Origin of the sequence: Marinactinospora thermotolerans DSM 45154, assembly GCF_900167435.1 — a bacterium.
In the GTDB taxonomy this organism is placed as follows: Bacteria; Actinomycetota; Actinomycetes; order Streptosporangiales; family Streptosporangiaceae; genus Marinactinospora; species Marinactinospora thermotolerans.
Window position 1 is genome coordinate 75,554 of record NZ_FUWS01000002.1, and the last position, 17,129, is coordinate 92,682.

At 71.2% G+C, this 17,129-nt stretch carries 16 protein-coding genes; 14 read left to right on the plus strand and 2 right to left on the minus strand.

Annotated features, from left to right (window positions below):
* Positions 1-11 precede the first annotated feature (11 nt).
* The 6 genes from dapB (at position 12) to B5D66_RS03345 (ending at position 5,682) form a co-directional block, all read left to right on the plus strand.
* Positions 12-755: a 4-hydroxy-tetrahydrodipicolinate reductase gene (gene dapB, locus B5D66_RS03320; RefSeq protein WP_078760109.1), complete on the plus strand. Its 744-nt coding sequence runs from the start codon at positions 12-14 to the stop codon at positions 753-755.
* Positions 756-1,034: 279 nt separating this feature from the next.
* Positions 1,035-1,742, plus strand: a complete 708-nt coding sequence (locus B5D66_RS03325) for an urease subunit gamma (RefSeq protein ID WP_078760110.1) — start codon at positions 1,035-1,037, stop codon at positions 1,740-1,742.
* Positions 1,735-3,453, plus strand: coding sequence for an urease subunit alpha (locus B5D66_RS03330; protein ID WP_078760111.1), 1,719 nt, complete (start codon positions 1,735-1,737; stop codon positions 3,451-3,453). Before B5D66_RS03325 ends, B5D66_RS03330 begins: the two co-directional genes overlap by 8 nt.
* Before the next feature lie 3 nt (positions 3,454-3,456).
* The gene (locus tag B5D66_RS03335) at positions 3,457-4,167 is read left to right on the plus strand and encodes an urease accessory protein UreF (RefSeq protein WP_078760112.1); all 711 of its coding nucleotides are present in this window, start codon (positions 3,457-3,459) and stop codon (positions 4,165-4,167) included.
* A complete protein-coding gene (gene ureG / locus B5D66_RS03340; RefSeq protein WP_078760113.1) occupies positions 4,160-4,891 on the plus strand; it encodes an urease accessory protein UreG in 732 nt (243 codons plus the stop codon). The genes B5D66_RS03335 and ureG overlap by 8 nt, the downstream gene beginning before the upstream one ends.
* Positions 4,891-5,682, plus strand: coding sequence for an urease accessory protein UreD (locus B5D66_RS03345; RefSeq protein ID WP_078760114.1), 792 nt, complete (start codon positions 4,891-4,893; stop codon positions 5,680-5,682). Before ureG ends, B5D66_RS03345 begins: the two co-directional genes overlap by 1 nt.
* 23 nt (positions 5,683-5,705) lie before the next feature.
* On the opposite strand, the gene B5D66_RS03350 is transcribed toward B5D66_RS03345, so the two are convergent.
* Together B5D66_RS03350 and B5D66_RS03355 are read right to left on the minus strand one after the other, a co-directional pair.
* Positions 5,706-6,575: a 1,4-dihydroxy-2-naphthoate polyprenyltransferase gene (locus tag B5D66_RS03350; RefSeq protein ID WP_078760115.1), complete on the minus strand. Its 870-nt coding sequence runs from the start codon at positions 6,573-6,575 to the stop codon at positions 5,706-5,708.
* A gap of 106 nt (positions 6,576-6,681) precedes the next feature.
* On the minus strand, positions 6,682-7,224 hold the full coding sequence (locus B5D66_RS03355; protein WP_078760116.1) for a GNAT family N-acetyltransferase: 543 nt from the start codon (positions 7,222-7,224) through the stop codon (positions 6,682-6,684).
* A 221-nt stretch (positions 7,225-7,445) separates the two neighbouring features.
* Between B5D66_RS03355 and B5D66_RS03360 the strand changes: the two genes are divergently transcribed.
* From B5D66_RS03360 to B5D66_RS03395, 8 genes are all read left to right on the plus strand, one after another.
* On the plus strand, positions 7,446-7,823 hold the full coding sequence (locus B5D66_RS03360) for a phage holin family protein (protein WP_078760117.1): 378 nt from the start codon (positions 7,446-7,448) through the stop codon (positions 7,821-7,823).
* Positions 7,824-7,911: 88 nt separating this feature from the next.
* Positions 7,912-8,889, plus strand: a complete 978-nt coding sequence (dapA, locus tag B5D66_RS03365) for a 4-hydroxy-tetrahydrodipicolinate synthase (protein ID WP_078760118.1) — start codon at positions 7,912-7,914, stop codon at positions 8,887-8,889.
* Positions 8,886-10,571 carry a ribonuclease J gene (locus B5D66_RS03370; RefSeq protein ID WP_078760119.1) on the plus strand — a complete coding sequence of 562 codons (1,686 nt, stop codon included), beginning with the start codon at positions 8,886-8,888 and terminating at the stop codon, positions 10,569-10,571. The genes dapA and B5D66_RS03370 overlap by 4 nt, the downstream gene beginning before the upstream one ends.
* Before the next feature lie 113 nt (positions 10,572-10,684).
* The gene (locus tag B5D66_RS03375) at positions 10,685-13,174 is read left to right on the plus strand and encodes a DNA translocase FtsK (RefSeq protein ID WP_078760120.1); all 2,490 of its coding nucleotides are present in this window, start codon (positions 10,685-10,687) and stop codon (positions 13,172-13,174) included.
* Between the two features lie 240 nt (positions 13,175-13,414).
* On the plus strand, positions 13,415-14,395 hold the full coding sequence (locus B5D66_RS03380; protein WP_159457208.1) for a helix-turn-helix domain-containing protein: 981 nt from the start codon (positions 13,415-13,417) through the stop codon (positions 14,393-14,395).
* Between the two features lie 128 nt (positions 14,396-14,523).
* Positions 14,524-15,966: a 30S ribosomal protein S12 methylthiotransferase RimO gene (gene rimO / locus B5D66_RS03385; protein ID WP_078760122.1), complete on the plus strand. Its 1,443-nt coding sequence runs from the start codon at positions 14,524-14,526 to the stop codon at positions 15,964-15,966.
* On the plus strand, positions 15,963-16,568 hold the full coding sequence (gene pgsA / locus B5D66_RS03390; protein WP_078760123.1) for a CDP-diacylglycerol--glycerol-3-phosphate 3-phosphatidyltransferase: 606 nt from the start codon (positions 15,963-15,965) through the stop codon (positions 16,566-16,568). The genes rimO and pgsA overlap by 4 nt, the downstream gene beginning before the upstream one ends.
* The gene (locus B5D66_RS03395; protein ID WP_078760124.1) at positions 16,565-17,050 is read left to right on the plus strand and encodes a CinA family protein; all 486 of its coding nucleotides are present in this window, start codon (positions 16,565-16,567) and stop codon (positions 17,048-17,050) included. Before pgsA ends, B5D66_RS03395 begins: the two co-directional genes overlap by 4 nt.
* The last annotated feature ends 79 nt before the right edge of the window (positions 17,051-17,129 follow it).

Genomic DNA, 17,129 nt, shown 5'->3' on the forward strand with positions numbered 1-17,129 from the left:
ACGGTAACCCCGTGATCAAGGTAGGAGTGTTCGGCGCCCAGGGGCGCATGGGGTCAGAAGTGGTCAAGGCGGTCGAGGCGGCCGAGGACACCGAGCTGGTGGCCGGGGTCGGCGCGGCCGATGAGCGCGACAGGGTGCTCGGCGCCGATGTCGTCGTCGACTTCACCCATCCCGACGTCGTCATGGACAATCTGCGCTGGCTGATCTCCCATGGCATCCACGCCGTGGTGGGGACGAGCGGGTTCGACGAGGCCAGGGTCGCGCAGGTGAGGGAGCTGTTGGCCGAGGCGCCCGGTGTCAACGTGCTCATCGCCCCGAACTTCGGTGTCGCGGCGGTGCTGATGATGAGCTTCGCGGAGAAGGCGGCCCCCTACTTCGACTCGGTCGAGATCATCGAGCTGCACCACCCGAACAAGGCCGACGCTCCCAGCGGTACCGCCTACCGCACGGCCGAGCTCGTCGCCGCGGCGCGTGAGCGGGCCGGATCGGCCCCGATGCCCGACGCCACCACCTCCGAGCTGGACGGCGCTCGGGGGGCCGAGGTCGGCGGGGTGCGCGTACACGCCCTGCGCATCACCGGGATGATCGCCCACCAGGAGGTCGTCCTCGGCACGCACGGCGAGACGTTGACGATCCGGCACGACTCGATGAACCGGGAGTCGTTCATGCCGGGCGTGCTGCTGGGGGTGCGCCGTGTCGCCGACCTCCCCCAGCAGGTCACGGTCGGTCTGGAGCCGCTGCTCGGCCTGTCCTGAACCGGCATCCTCCCCACTCGACGCACGGCCCCGGCACCGCCGGGGCCGTTACTTTTGACGCTTAAAGCGAAAAATGTCCGAATATGCTATCTCTCCTCCGTCAGAGGTGGGATGAATTCGCGCCGACCTCTCGATATCCCGTCCGCGCGCCTGGCCACCTGACACCATCTTCTTGATCGGTACCGCTTTAACACAGGCGTAACCGGCCGAGCCGGCTCACGCCTTATAACAGCGGGTACCGCTGGGCGGCGTGCCCATCGCACGTCGCGGGGAGGATCTATGTTTCTGACTCCGTCGGACACGGAGAAGCTCTTGTTGAGCGTGGCCGGCATGGTCGCCCGCGATCGGCTCGAACGCGGCGTCCACCTCAACCATCCCGAAGCCATCGCGTTGCTGTCCTGCTGGGTCCTGGAGAGGGCCCGCGAGGGGGCCACCGTCGAACAGCTCATGGAGGAGGGTGTCCAGGTACTGCGCGCCGACCAGGTCATGGCCGGCGTGCCGGAGATGATCGACCACGTCCAGGTCGAGGCCACGTTCCCCGACGGGCGCAAGCTCGTCACCCTCAGCCACCCCATCCGCGCCGTGGCGGGAAGCGACCCGGGCGACCAGGAGGCGGAGACCGTCGTACCGGGCGCGATCCGGGTCCGCGACGGTTCCGTCGAACTCAACGCCGGCCGTGAGAAGCGTGTCGTCGTCGTGTTCAACGAGGGCGACCGGCCGGTACAGATCGGCTCCCACATCCACCTCGCCGACGTCAATCCGGCCGTCAGCTTCCTCGTCCCCAACGACGAGGGGGGCCAGGACCCCGTCTCGGTCGAGGGGTTCCGCCTGGACATCCCCGCGGGCACCTCGATCCGTTTCCAGCCGGGGGACGCCAAACGGCTGGGCATCGTGGCGCTGGGCGGGACCGGGGCCGTCCCGGGGATCCGGCCGGGCAAACCGGGACAGAGCGCGGGCAACGACGAGGCGGAGGACCAGGGTGAGTGAGATCGGGCGCGGCGAGTACGCCGCCCTCTACGGACCGTCCACCGGCGACCAGATCCGGCTCGGCGACACCGACCTGTGGATCGAGATCGAGCACGACCACTGCTTCGGCGGTGACGAGACCGTCTTCGGCGGGGGCAAGTCCATCCGCGAGTCGATGCTGCAGAGCACCCGGACCAACGAACAGGGGGCACTGGACCTCGTCATCACCAACGTGGTCGTCCTCGACCACTGGGGCATCGTCCGAGCCGACGTCGGCGTGCGCAACGGGCGCATCACCGCCATCGGCAAGGCCGGCAACCCCGACATCGCCGACGGCGTCCACCCCGACCTGGTGATCGGCCCCGGCACCGAGGTCCTCGCCGGCGAGGGGCGCATCCTCACCGCCGGCGCCATCGACACCCACGTCCACCTGCTCAACGCCGACATGCTCTACGAGGGGCTGGCCACCGGCACCACGACGGTCGTCGGCGGCGGCACCGGCCCCGCCGAGGGGAGCAAGGCCACCACGGTCACCCCCGGACCCTGGAACCTCGCGCTCGCGCACCGCGCGCTCGACGAGATCCCCGTCAACGCGCTGCTGCTGGGCAAGGGCAACACCGTCGGCGCCGCCGCGCTACGCGAACAGGCCCTGGCCGGCGCGGCCGGCTACAAGGTCCACGAGGACTGGGGCGCCACCCCGGCGGCCATCGACGCCGCCCTGCGCGCGGCCGAGGAGTTCGGCCTCCAGGTCGCCCTGCACGCCGACAGCCTCAACGAGGCCGGTTACGTGCAGGACACGATCGCCGCGATCGCCGGCCGGGGCATCCACGTCTTCCACTCCGAGGGCGCCGGCGGCGGACACGCACCCGACGTGATCGTGCTGGCCGGCGAACCCAACGTGATCCCCGGCTCGACCAACCCGACGCTGCCCTTCACGGTCAACACCGTCGCCGAGCACCACGACATGCTCATGGTCTGCCACCACCTCAACCCCGACGTCGAGGCCGACGTCCAGTTCGCCGACTCCCGCATCCGCGACACCACCATGGCGGCCGAGGACATCCTCCAGGACATGGGCGCCATGTCGGTCACCTCCTCCGACGCCCAGGCCATGGGCCGCATCGGCGAGGTGATCTGCCGTACCTGGCAGGTGGCGCACGTGATGAAGAACCGCCACGGGGTCGACTCGTCCCTGCCGGCCGACAACGAGCGCGCCCGGCGCTACGTCGCCAAGTACACGATCTGCCCGGCGGTCGCCCACGGCATCGACTCCGAGGTCGGGTCGGTCGAACCGGGCAAGCTCGCCGACCTGGTGCTGTGGGACCGCGCCTTCTTCGGCAGCCGCCCGGCCGCCGTGGTCAAGTCCGGAGCGGTGGTCTACGCCCCGCAGGGCGACCCCAACGCCACCATCCCCACGGCCCAGCCGATGCTGCTGCGCCGGGGGCTGGCCGCGGCCACCTCCTCGGCGGCCCACCTCGGGGTCAGCTTCGTCTCCCAGGCGGCCCTCGACGACGGCCTCGCCGAGCGGCTCGGGCTGCGTCGCCGTCTCGCCGCGGTCCGGCCCACCCGCGAGGTCACCAAGGCCGACCTGCCCAACAACACCGCGCTGCCCAGCATCGAGGTGGATCCGGAGACCTTCCGGGTCACCATCGACGGTTACACCGTCGACCCCCAGGGACGCGACCATCCGGTCGCCGAGCTGCCGCTCACCCAGCGCTACAGCCTGTTCTAGGACATGGGGAGAGGAGACGACGTGGGCGAGGGCACGGGGGAACTCGGAGCGCTGCTGCTGGCCGACGCGCGCCTGCCCACCGGGGGGCACGCCCATTCGGCGACCCTGGAGGCGGCCCTCGCCGCCGGGCTGCCCGGCGAACGGATCCCCGACTACCTGAGCGCCCGGTTGCGGACCGTGGCGCGCACCGAGGCCGCCGCGGCGGTGCTCGCCCTGCGCGCCGGCCTGGACGAACCGGTCGACTACACCACCGTCCAGGCCGCCCTCGCCGCGCGCACGCCCAGCCACGCCCTGCGTGAGGCGTCGGCCGCGCTCGGCCGCGGCCTGGCGCGGCTCGCCCGGCGGGTACGCGGCGACCACCCCGCCGTGGTCGGCCTGTCCACGGCGGCCCAGGCCGTCCCCGGCCTCCGGCCGATGCGCCCCGTCGTGATCGGCGCGCTCGGCGCCGCCTTGGGCATGACCGAGGCCCAGGCGGCGCGGGCGGTGCTCTACGACGACGTGCAGACCGTCACCGCCGCCGCGCTGAAGCTCCACCCCGGAGATCCGCTGACCACGGCCCAGTGGCTCCTCGACGCCGCTCCCGACATCGAGGCGAGCGTGCGCGCCGCCGTGGCCACCGAGGGCCCCGACGACCTTCCGGCTCGCTCGGCACCGCTGATCGACCAGTGGGCCGGCGAGCACACCTACGCGACAAGGAGACTCTTCGTTGCCTGAGACCGCATCCCCCGCCACCCGACAGACGCTGCGCCTTGGCGTGGCCGGCCCGGTGGGGACGGGAAAGAGCTCGCTCATCGCGACCCTGTGCCGCGAACTGGCCGGTGAGCTAGCCATGGCCGTCGTCACCAACGACATCTACACCGACGAGGACGCCCGCTTCCTGCGTTCGGCCGGGGTCCTCGACGCCGAGCGCATCCGGGCCGTCGAGACGGGGGCCTGCCCGCACACCGCCATCCGGGACGACATCACGGCCAACCTCGACGCCGTGGAGGACCTGGAGGAGGAGTTCGCCCCGCTGGACCTGGTGCTGGTGGAGAGCGGCGGGGACAACCTCACCGCCACCTTCAGCCCCGCGCTCATCGACGCCCAGATCTTCTGCCTGGACGTCGCCGGAGGTGGGGACGTCGCCCGCAAGGGAGGGCCGGGTATCGGCCGCGCCGACCTGCTCGTCGTCAACAAGTCCGACCTCGCCCCCCACGTGGGGGTCGACGTCGACCTGATGGTCGCCGACGCGGAGAAGGCCCGCGAGGGCCGTCCGGTGCTGGCGCTGTCCCGCCACGACGCTGCCTCGGTGGCGCGACTGTGCGCCTGGGTACGCGAGATCCTGGCCGCCCACCGCGGGGGTGACCACGTGCCGCAGGACCCGGGTCCGATGGCGCCGCACAGCCACGGCCCGGACGACCACGGGCACGGCCACGGGCACGCCCTCCACGCCCACTGATGGGAGCGCTGACAGCGCCGTGTCCGGAGGTCCTGGTGTCCCTCGGCGCCGAGCCCTCCGGAGGGGGGCTCGCGCCGTCCCGGCCCACGACGATCGAGGTGGCCCGGTTCGGCGGCCGGACGCTCCCGGTCGCGTTGGAGGCCGGGACCTTCCTCCTGCCCCGGGTCATGCGTCGTCCCGGGCCCGCGCTGCGCGTCGCGCTCGCGGCGATCCGCGCCTCGCTGTGCGCCGGCGACGACCTGCGGCTGCGCGTCCACGTCGGGCCCGGCGCGCACCTGGAACTGGTCGATCCCAACGGGACGGTCGCCTACAACGCGCGCGGCGGCCGGGCCGCCTGGAGGGCCGAGGTGACCCTGGCCGAGGGGGCGCGGATGTCCTGGAGGGAGCCGTCCTTCATCGTCTCCGACGGCGCGGACGTGCTGCGCGAGATCGACGTGCGCCTGGCGCCGGGGGCCGAGCTGCTGTGGCACGAGACGCTGGTACTCGGCCGGTCGGGGGAGCGCGGGGGCGCGCTGCGCTCCCTCACCCATGTGCGGGGGGAGGGGGCCGACCTCCTCGTCGAGGAGCTCGACCTGCGTGACCCCCGACTGCGCGAACTGCCGGGGATGCTCGGCGGCGCGCGGGTCCTCGGCCAGGTCGGACTGTTCGGGCGCACCCCCGAGGGGCCCCATGGCCCCGGACGGATGGACCTGGCCGGTCCCGGGGCGATCACCCGTGCCCTCGCCCGGCAGACCTACCTGGTGGACGAGGCGCTCACGCCGGTCTGGCACGCCTGGGGCGGCCACGCCTGAGCCGGCCGCCCGGCGACGCCGGCTCAGGCCAGGGCCAGCCCCACGGTGTACAAGACGCCGAAGGCGAGCTGGGCCCGGCCGGTCTCGCCCAGGCCGAGGACGAGATCGCGTCCCTGCTGCCCGGACAGGACACGGCGGCAGGGCGCGATCACCAACGGCGCCGCCAGCAACACCAACGCCGCCCACGGCGCGGCCACGGCCGTGACGAGGGCGAGGACGAAGGCGCCCACCACGCAGGCCAGGTACAACCGCCGGGTACCGGCGTCGCCGAGCACCACGGCCAGGGTGCGCTTACCCGTCGCGGTGTCGGTGGGGATGTCCCGCAGGTTGTTGATGACCAGCACCGAGCACGACAACAGCCCGATGGGCACCGAGGCCACCCAGCCCTGCCAGGGGACCGAGCCGACCTGGACGAACACCGTTCCCACCACGGCCACCAGGCCGAAGAAGACGAACACCGAGACCTCGCCGAGCGCCCGGTAGCCGTAGGGGGTGCGCCCGCCGGTGTAGAACCAGGCCGCGACGATCGCGGCGGCGCCCACCAGCAGGAGCCACCAGGACGAGGTGGCGACGAGGACCAGACCGGTGACCGCGGCGACCGCGAAACAGGCCCAGGCGGCGGTGAAGACCCGTCTAGGGGCGGCGAGCCCGGTCGCGGTCAACCGGACCGGCCCCACCCGGTCGGTGTCGGTCCCCCGGATCCCGTCGCTGTAGTCGTTGGCGTAGTTCACCCCGATCTGCAGGGCGAGGGCGACGACCATGGCCAGCGCGGCCTTCCACCACACCGCCGCGCCGGACCCCAGCGCGACGCCGGTGCCCACCGCCACGGGGACGATCGAATTGGGCAACGTCCGCGGGCGCGCGCCCGCAACCCACTCGCTGACGGTGGCCACGCAGGAGACCTTCTTTCACCTCGCCGGCCGGCGCGATCGCATCACGGCGCCTGGTCCGTTTCCTCACGTTCGTCACAACCGTATCCCCGCTCGGAAGGCAACCAGGTCAGCCTCCGATGGCGGCCCGCAACCTGATCATCGGCACGGCGGCGCCCAGGTCCAGCTCGCGGCGCGCGCCATCGGGACGCCACCCCGCGGCCTCGGCGAAGGAACGCAGCGGGTCCCCTTCCCGCAGCACCCACAGGTGGACCACGCCGAAACCGTCGTCCAGCAGGTAGTCCACCGCGGCGTTGAGCATCCTGCTGCCGTGCCCGCGTCCGATCAGGCGCGGATGGACGTGCAGCGCGTAGAGTTCGGCGTCGGTGCGGGGCCACAGGTCGGGGTCGCCGGCCGGCCCGAAGGCCGTGAACCCGGCCACCCTCCCCTCGTCCGTCGCCACCAGGAGACGGTGGCGCGGTGTCGGCGGGTGCTCGACCGCCTCGCGCCAGCGCTCCCGGAAGCGTCCACCCGCCTCCTCCCCGGTCATCTCGCTCAGCACGGCCGGGGGAAACGCCTCACGGTAGGCGTCGCGCCACGACGCCACCTGCGCTTCCACGATCTCGTCGATGTCCTCGCTCCGGGCGGAGCGCACAAAACGCTGTGTCGTCACGGGGACGCCCTCATCCGTTGTCCGGTGGCCGGTGGGTCGGCACGCATCGTCCCAGGTATCCCCGTCCCCCGCCACATCACGGCGTGCCCGTCCCGGGAGCGCCGGGGCGGGCCGTCCCGAACCACCCGCCCCTGAAACGGGTCGGGTCTTCCCCGGACTTTTCCCCCATCCTCGGGAGGGGGCGTAGGACGGGGACGCGCGGGCATGGCAGCATCGTGGGAGTGAGCGTCATCATTCGGATCATCGTCAACGCGATCGCGCTGTGGGCCGCGGTCCTCCTCGTCGACGGCGTCGATATCGAGACCACCACCACGGCCGGCGCGATCGGCGTCTACCTCGTGGTCGGCGTGATCTTCGGTCTGGTCAACGCCGTGATCAAACCCATCGTCAAGACCGTCGGGTGTGCCTTCTACGTCCTCACGCTGGGCCTGATCGCCCTGGTCGTCAACGCCCTGCTGCTCCTGTTGACGGCATGGATCGCGGGCCTGCTCGGGGTTCCCTTCACCGTCAGCGGGTTCTGGCCGGCCTTCTTCGGCGCCATCATCATCGCCGTCGTCAGCTGGCTGCTGAGCCTCTTCGTGGGCGGCCGCGACGACTGACCCGCGCGTCAGGGCGGACGACGCCCGGGCCGCCCCTGACCGGGGCGCTTGGCGTCGTTCGCCCGCTATTCGCGGTACCGTTTGCTGCATGGTAGGCAGCACTACGCCGAACGCGCCCTTCGGTCAGATGGTGACCGCGATGGTCACGCCCATGCACGAGAACGGCGACGTCGACTACGACGGCGCCGCGCGTCTCGCCACGTACCTGGTCGATGAGCAGCGCAACGACGGCCTCGTCGTCAGCGGTACCACCGGGGAGTCCCCGACCACGACCGACGACGAGAAAGACCGGCTGCTGCGTGCCGTGCTCGAAGCGGTCGGCGACCGCGCCACCGTCATCGCCGGTGTCGGCACCAACGACACCCGGCACAGCATCGAACTCGCCAAGGCGGCCGAGCGCGCCGGCGCGCACGGTCTGCTGACAGTCACCCCCTATTACAACAAGCCGCCCCAGGAGGGGCTGCTGCGCCACTTCACCGCGATCGCCGACTCCACCGGTCTGCCGGTCATGCTCTACGACATCCCCGGACGCACCGGGGTGCCGATCGCCTCGGAGACGCTGGTCCGACTGGCCGAACATCCGCGCATCCTCGCCAACAAGGACGCCAAGGACGATCTCGGCGCCAGCTCCTGGGTGATGGAACGCACCGGATTGGCCTATTACTCGGGCAGCGACATGCTCAACCTGCCGATGCTGTCGATCGGCGCGGTCGGTTTCGTCAGCGTCGTCGGCCACATCGTGGGTAACGATCTCCACGAGATGATCGACGCCTACCACTCCGGTGACGTCTCCCGGGCGCTGGCGATCCACCGCCGGCTCACGCCCGTCTACACGGGCATCTTCCGCACCCAGGGAGTCATCACCACCAAGGCGGTGCTCAACATGTTCGGCCTGCCAGGAGGGGCGGTGCGCACGCCGCTCGCCGACGCCTCGCCCGAGCTCCAGACGCTTCTGCGTGAGGACCTCGCGGCGGCGGGGGTCAAGGGGCCGATCGGTCTCGCGCCGCACCAGGCCGTGCCGGCGAGCGCGGTGGGAGTGGAACGGTTGACGGAAGGATCCGCATGAGTCACCCGCATCCCGAACTGGGCCCGCCGCCGCCGCTGCCCGACCGCACGCTGAGGATCGTCCCCCTCGGCGGGTTGGGCGAGATCGGCCGCAACATGACGGTGTTCGAGTACGGCGGCAAGCTGCTGATCGTCGACTGCGGCGTGCTCTTCCCCGAGGAGGAGCAGCCCGGCATCGATCTCATCCTGCCGGACTTCGACTACATCCGCGACCGTCTCGACGACGTCGAGGCGCTGGTCCTCACCCACGGCCACGAGGACCACATCGGCGCGGTGCCCTTCCTGCTGCGGGAACGCCCCGACATCCCGTTGGTGGGGTCGCGGCTGACCCTGGCGCTGCTGTCGGCCAAGCTCGGTGAGCACCGCATCAAGCCGGAGCTGGTCCAGGTCAGCGAGGGGGAGCGGCGCTCCTTCGGGCAGTTCGACTGCGAGTTCTTCTCGGTCAACCACTCGATCCCCGACGCGCTGGCGGTCGGGATCCGCACGCCGGGCGGCTCCCTGCTGCACACCGGCGACTTCAAGATGGACCAGCTCCCGCTGGACGGCCGTCTCACCGACCTCGCCGGCTTCGCGCGTTTCGGCGCCGAGGGGGTCGACCTGCTGCTGTCGGACTCCACCAACGCCGAGGTGCCGGGGTTCGTCACGAGCGAGCGCGACATCGCCGGCGTCATCGACAACGTCTTCGCCAAGGCCGACAAGCGCATCATCGTCGCCTGCTTCGCCTCCCACATCCACCGGGTGCAGCAGGTGCTGGACGCGGCGCACGCGCACGGCCGCAAGGTCGCCTTCGTCGGCCGCTCGATGGTCCGCAACATGAACATCGCGCGCGACCTCGGCTACCTCTCCGTCCCGGGGGGCCTGCTCGTCGACGTCAAGGAGCTCGACGACCTGCCGCCGAACGAGGCGGTGCTCGTCTCCACCGGCTCCCAGGGGGAGCCGATGTCGGCGCTGACCCGGATGGCCAACCGCGATCACCAGATCCGCATCGAGAAGGACGACACGGTCGTGCTCGCCTCCTCGCTCATCCCGGGCAACGAGAACTCCGTCAACCGGGTCATCAACGGCCTGACCCGCTGGGGGGCCAAGGTCGTGCACAAGGGCAACGCGCTCGTGCACGTCTCGGGGCACTCCTCGGCCGGCGAGCTGCTCTACGTGCTCAACATGGTCCGTCCGCGCAACTTCATGCCGGTGCACGGCGAGTGGCGGCACCTGCGCGCCCACGCGCAGCTGGCGATGCTCACCGGCGTGCCCGAGAAGCAGGTGGTCATCGCCGAGGACGGCGTGGTCGTCGACCTGCACAAGGGGCGCGCCCGTATCGTCGGGGCGGTCCCGGCGGGCTACGTCTACGTGGACGGCACGTCGGTCGGCGACGTCACCGAGTCGGCGCTGAAGGACCGGCGCATCCTCGGTGAGGAGGGGTTCATCTCGGTGATCGTCGCCGTGGACTCCCAGTCGGGCAAGATCATCGGCGAGCCCGAGATCCACACCCGCGGTTCGGGGATCGACGTCGACGCCTATGACGAGGTCATCCCCAAGATCCAGGACGCGCTCGAACAGGCGGCCGCGGACGGCATCACCGATCCGGCGCAACTGCGCCAGCTGGTGCGCAGGGGCATCGGCCGTTGGGTCAACGAGACCTACCGTCGTCGCCCGATGATCGTCCCGGTCGTCGTCGAGATCTGACCGACCACCTCCGCCGGCCACGTCCCGGGACGGGCCGGCGGTCGTCTCCGAGGGCCCGACACCCCGTCGGCGGAGCGTGAAGCGGCCGGGTCTTCCTTAGTAGGCTGCGCAGCATGGTCACCCGCGCGCCCAAGACCCCTCGGCGTTCCGGCGGCGGAACGTCCCGCAACGGCGGGTCGGGAGGCAAGCCTCCCGCCCGGCGCCCGGCCGCCTCCCGGGCCAAGGCCCGCACGCCTTCGGCGACGTCCTCGGAAGGCCCCATCGCCCTGCTGTTCGCCCTGGTGGGCCGCTTCCTCCTGATGATCTGGAAGGTGCTGGCCCACACGGCGGGGGGGATCGCGCGGGCGGCCGGGCGCAGCGCACGCGACCTCGACCCCGACCTGCGCCGTGACGGCTTGGGGCTGGTCCTCCTGGCGGTCGGCCTGCTCGTCGCCGCGGCCGTGTGGTGGGAGACCGAGGGGCCGCTGCTGGAGTTCACCCGCATGGTGGTGCTCGGCGCCTTCGGGACCTTCTCGCCGGTCCTGCCACTGCTGGTCCTGCCGTTCGCCTGGCGGCTCATGCGCACGCCCGGTGACGGCCCCACCGACGCGGGACGGCTCTTCATCGGCTCCACGGCGCTCGTCGCGGGGTTGCTCGGCCTGGTCCACATCGTTCATGGGGTGCCCTGGCCCTCCGACGGCCAGGAGGCGATCCAGCGGGCCGGCGGGTTGATCGGTTTCGCGGCGTCCGGACCGCTCAGCGAGCTGCTCACCCCGTGGGTGACGGGGGTGCTGCTGTTCCTCCTCATGCTGTTCGGCCTGCTGGTGGTCACGGCCACACCGGTTCACCGCGTTCCCGAACGTCTGCGTCAGGCGTTCGGGGTCCTCGTCGCGCGGGAGGAGACTCCGGCGCCGCCCGCCCCGAAGCGTTCGGGGGGCGGGAACCGGCCCAAGCGCAAGCGTTCCCCCGCCACGGCGGCCCCCTCCGACGAGACCGCGCCCCTCACCGGGCCGGCGGAGAGCGTGGCCGGAGCCAACGAGCGCCCCTACGACACCCCCGTCGTCGAGACCGCGCCGCAGCGTCCCGCGCCCCCGCCGCCTCCTGAGCCGACGCCCGCGCCGCGCAGCGTGGAACAGCTGGCCCTGCCGTCGCGGGTGGTCGACGGCGACTACGAGCTGCCGCCACCGCGTCTGCTCAAGCCGGGAACCCCGCCCAAGCCGCGGACCAAGGCCAACGACGCCGTCGTCGAGGCGCTGACCGGCGTCATGGAGCAGTTCAACGTCGACGCCGAGATCACCGGGTTCACCCGTGGGCCGACGGTCACCCGCTACGAGATCGAGCTCGGCCCCGCGGTGAAGGTCGAGAAGGTGACCGCGCTGACGAAGAACATCTCGTTGGCGGTCAAGAGCGCCGACGTGCGCATCCTCTCGCCGATCCCCGGCAAGTCCGCGATCGGCGTCGAGATCCCCAACACCGACAAGGACATCGTCAGCCTCGGCGACATCATGAGCTCCGCCGCCGCGACCTCCGACGACCACCCCATGCTGGTGGGGTTGGGCAAGGACGTCGAAGGGGCGGACGTGGTCGCCAACCTGGCGAAGATGCCGCACGTGCTCGTCGCCGGCGCCACCGGCGCGGGCAAGTCGACCTGCATCAACGGGCTCATCACCTCGATCATGATGCGCGCGACGCCCGACGAGGTGCGTCTCATCCTGATCGACCCCAAGCGCGTCGAGCTCACGATGTACGAGGGGATCCCCCATCTCATCACCCCGATCATCACCAGCCCCAAGAAGGCCGCCGAGGCCCTGCAGTGGGTCGTGGGGGAGATGGACCGCCGCTACGACGACCTGGCCGCGTCGGGGTACCGCCACGTCGACGACTTCAACGCCGCGGTGCGGGCGGGGGAGCTGACCGCCCCGCCGGGGAGCGAACGGGTGTACGAGCCCTATCCCTATCTGCTGGTCATCGTCGACGAGCTCGCCGACCTCATGATGGTCGCACCACGCGACGTCGAGGACGCGATCGTGCGCATCACCCAGCTGGCCCGGGCCGCGGGGATCCACCTGGTGCTGGCCACCCAGCGCCCCAGCGTCGACGTCGTCACCGGTCTGATCAAGGCCAACGTGCCCTCCCGGCTGGCCTTCGCCACCTCCAGCCTGTCCGACAGCCGGGTCATCCTGGACCAGCCGGGCGCGGAGAAGCTGGTGGGCAAGGGCGACGCCCTGTTCCTGCCCATGGGGTCGAGCAAGCCCATCCGCCTGCAGAACGCGTGGGTCTCGGAGAAGGAGATCCGCGGGGTCGTCGAGCACTGCAAGAAGCAGGCCCAGCCCAGCTACCGCGAGGACGTCGGCGTCGCCGAGGCGAAGAAGAAGGAGATCGACGAGGAGGTCGGCGACGACCTGGACCTGCTCGTGCAGGCCATCGAACTCGTCGTCACCACGCAGTTCGGATCCACCTCGATGCTGCAACGCAAGCTGCGTGTCGGCTTCGCGAAGGCGGGCCGGCTCATGGACCTCATGGAGAGCCGCGGCGTCGTCGGGCCGAGCGAGGGGTCCAAGGCGCGGGAGGTCCTGGTCAAACCCGAGGAACTGGAGGAGACCCTGGCCGGGCTGCGCGTGTAGGCCGCCACGGGAACCGGGCTTTTCGGGGGAAGCGCGCGGTTCCGTACGTCATGACCGTTTTTTGAACTCGTGTGGTGGCGTGTCCAGTATCGACGGATGTCGCCTGAAGGGCACAGTGAGGGATGGACGGCCGGCGCTGTGTGCTGGCCAGGGTCGGGACGGGGAGCACGGCGCCGTTCCCGCGGGCGGCCGGGCTCCAGTGGACTGACGGGTGGACACACCCGGATCGGGGGAGCGGGTATGACGACGATCGGCCAGACGCTCGCGGGCGTCCGCGAACAGGCCGGGCGCTCGGTTGCCGAACTGAGCGAACGCACCTTCATCACCGAACCGGTCATCGAGGCGATCGAACGCGATGACTTCGCCGCGTGTGGAGGGGACTTCTATGCGCGTGGCCATATTCGTGCTATCTGTCGCGTTTTGGGGATCGATCCGGAACCTCTGATCGAGCGCTTCAACCAGGAGCACGCCGAACGCGCCCCACAGCCCAGGACCGCCGACGAACTGTTCGTGGCCAGCGCCCCCGATGCGGTCCGCGGCCCCGCGCGCCGCCGGTGGCCGGTCATGGTGGCCGCGGTCATCACCGGCATGGGCCTGCTCGCGGTGGCCAACGCCTGGCCCAGGTCCGACGACCCCACGGCCGCCCACATCATCGCCGTCGAGCCGTCGGGGGCTCCGGAACGGCTCACCGAGGCCAAGGAACGCCCCGACGACCGGCCGCGCCGCGTCAACGACGGGGTCGTGGTCCGCGCCACCGCCCAGGAACGCACCTGGATCGGCGTGACCACCGCGGACGGCCGCGAACTGTTCGCCGGATTCCTGGAGCAGGGCGAGAGCCGGGAGTGGGCTGACGCGAAGGAACTTCGCGTGCACGTCGGCGACGCCGGGGCGGTCAGCGTCGAGGCCAACGGAGAGGCGGCCGAGGTGCCCGGCCCGCCCGGACAGGTGATGCAGCTCACCTTCGGCCCGGAGGGGAGGACGGGAGCCGTCGTCTTGGACCCGTCCCAACCGTGGCGCTCCCAGCAACCCCAGCCCCAGACCCCGGACCAGCCCTCCACGCCGCCACAGCGCCAGCAGCCCGGTGTGGGCGGGGAAGGGGAACAGGGCGAAGGGCTCCCCGCGCAACCCCACACGGGCGGACCCGCCGGCGGGGAGGACACCGGAAACCGGGACGTCCCCGAAGAGGAGGCGGCGGCACCGCGGCCCCCGTCGGCGGGATGAGGACACCTCGACAGGGGAGGGCGAGACCGTCGAGGCGGTCCCCGAGGGCCTGACATCCCTCGGGGACGACCTACCCTGGAGACAGCGGCGGAGTGCCGCGCTCGTGATCTCCCGTAACCTTGGAAGCTATGTCATCGCGCCGTACTGTTTCGCTCGTCACCCTGGGGTGTGCGCGAAATGAGGTTGACTCCGAAGAACTCGCCGGACGTCTGGCGTCCAGTGGATGGGAGCTGGTCGATCCCGGCGACGGCGAGAGTGCCGACGTCGTCGTCGTGAACACCTGCGGCTTCATCGAGGCCGCGAAACAGGACTCCATCGAGGCACTGCTCAACGCTGCCGAGGACGGCACCAAGGTGGTCGCCGCGGGGTGCATGGCCGAACGCTACGGCTCGGAGCTGGCCGAGGCCCTTCCCGAAGCCCAGGTGATCGGATTCGACGACTACGCCGAGATCGGTGACCGACTCGACGACGTGCTCGCCGGCCGCTCGCTCGTCCCCCACAGCCCGCGCGACCGGCGCACGCTGCTGCCGATCTCGCCGGTGGAGCGTTCCGCCGCCCAGGGCGTGCACGTCCCCGGACACGCGAGCATCGAACCGCTTCCCGAGGGCGTCGCGCCGGCCTCGGGTCCCTACATCCCCCGGCGCAGGCTCACCGGCGGACCGGTGGCCAACCTCAAGATCGCCTCCGGCTGCGACCGCCGCTGTACGTTCTGCGCGATCCCGGCCTTCCGCGGCGCCTACGTCTCGCGTCAGCCCGACGACGTGGTGCGCGAGGCCGAGTGGCTGGCCGGACAGGGCGTCCGTGAACTGTTCCTGGTGAGCGAGAACTCCACCTCCTACGGCAAGGACCTCAAGGACCTGCGCGCGCTGGAGAAGCTGCTGCCGCGCCTGGCCGCCGTTTCGGGTATCGAACGCGTGCGGGTGAGCTACCTCCAGCCGGCGGAGGTCCGCCCGGGCCTGATCGACGTGCTCACCTCGACCCCCGGTGTCGTTCCCTACTTCGACCTGTCCTTCCAGCACGCCAGTGGGACGCTGCTGCGCCGCATGCGCCGCTTCGGCGACCGCGAGCGCTTCTTGGACCTGCTGCGCACCGTGCGCGAGAAGGCGCCACAGGCCGGTGCCCGGTCCAACTTCATCGTGGGCTTCCCCGGCGAGACCGAGGAGGAGTTCGCCGACCTGGTGGCCTTCCTGGAGGAGGCCCGCCTCGACGCGATCGGCGTCTTCGGCTACTCCGACGAGGACGGGACCGAGGCGGCGGGACACGAGGGCAAGCTCCCCGAGGACGTCATCGCCGAGCGCGTGGACCGGCTCAACCGGCTGGCCGAGGAGCTCATGGCGCAGCGCGCCGAGGAGCGCGTCGGCTCCACCGTCGAGGTGCTCGTCGAGACGGACCTCGGTGACGGCGTCTACGAGGGGCGCGCCGAACACCAGGCGCCCGAGGTGGACGGCAGCACGATCCTGCACGCCGCGACGGACCTGAAGGTCGGGGACATCGTCCGCGCCCGCGTCGTCGAGGCGATGGGCGCGGACCTGGTCGCCGAGGCGCGTACCGACGGAGCGGAGCCGCGATGAACGGCGCTTCGGATCCCGCGGCGGTTCCCTCCGACAACGTGCCGGTGTGGAACATCGCGAACATCCTGACCGTGAGCCGGCTCCTGATGGTGCCGTTGTTCGTGGTCTTCATGTTCCTGGACCACCCGCTCTGGCGCTTCGCGGCGTTCGCGATCTTCGTCCTCGCGGCGATCACCGACAAGATCGACGGCGACATCGCGCGTAAGCGCAACCTCGTCACCGACTTCGGCAAGGTGGCCGATCCGATCGCGGACAAGGCCCTCACCGGTGCCGCGCTCGTCGTGCTGTCGATGCTGGGGGACCTGTGGTGGTGGGTCACGATCGTGATCCTGCTCCGCGAGTGGGGGGTCACCGCGCTGCGTTTCGCGGTGATCAAGCACGGCGTCATCCCGGCCAGCCGCGGCGGCAAGCTCAAGACGGTGCTCCAGATCGTCGCGATCGCCGTCTACCTGTTCCCGTTGCCCGACGTGCTGCACTTCGTGGCGCACGTGATCATGGCCGCGGCGTTCGCCGTGACGGTGGTCACCGGTGTCGACTACGTCGTGCAGGCGCTGCGGATGCGTCGCGTCGCCAAGGCGCGTGCGGGAGGCGGAGCCGGGTGAGCGACCTGGCGGAACGGGCGCAGGCGCTGCTGCGTGAGCGCTCGGCGACCGTGGCCGCCGCCGAGTCGCTGACCGGTGGGCTGATCGGGGCGGCGCTCACCGACGTCCCCGGGGCGTCGGCGGTGTTCCGCGGGGCGGTGGTCTCCTACGCCACGGAGGTCAAGGCCGATGTCCTGGGCGTCTCAGCCGCGCTCCTGGAGGACCACGGCGCGGTGCACCCCGATGTGGCCCTGGCGATGGCGGAGGGGGTACGTGAACTCCTCACGGCCACATACGGCCTTTCGGTGACCGGGGTGGCCGGACCCGAACCCCAGGACGGCAGGGCGGTGGGAACCGTCTTCGTCGGGGTCGCGGGTCCCGGAGGACTGCGCCAGGTGACGGAACTCCGGCTGAGCGGTGACCGCGAGGCCATCCGGCGCGATACCGTTGACCAGGCACTTCTCCTGCTCTGCTCCAGCGTGGCGCAAACCACGCCGAAATAGCGGCCCCCGAGCCGTTCAAGCCCGTCCCTGGGGGGAACAAACCCTCACCAAGATCGTGTTACCCCTCCAGCGAACAGAA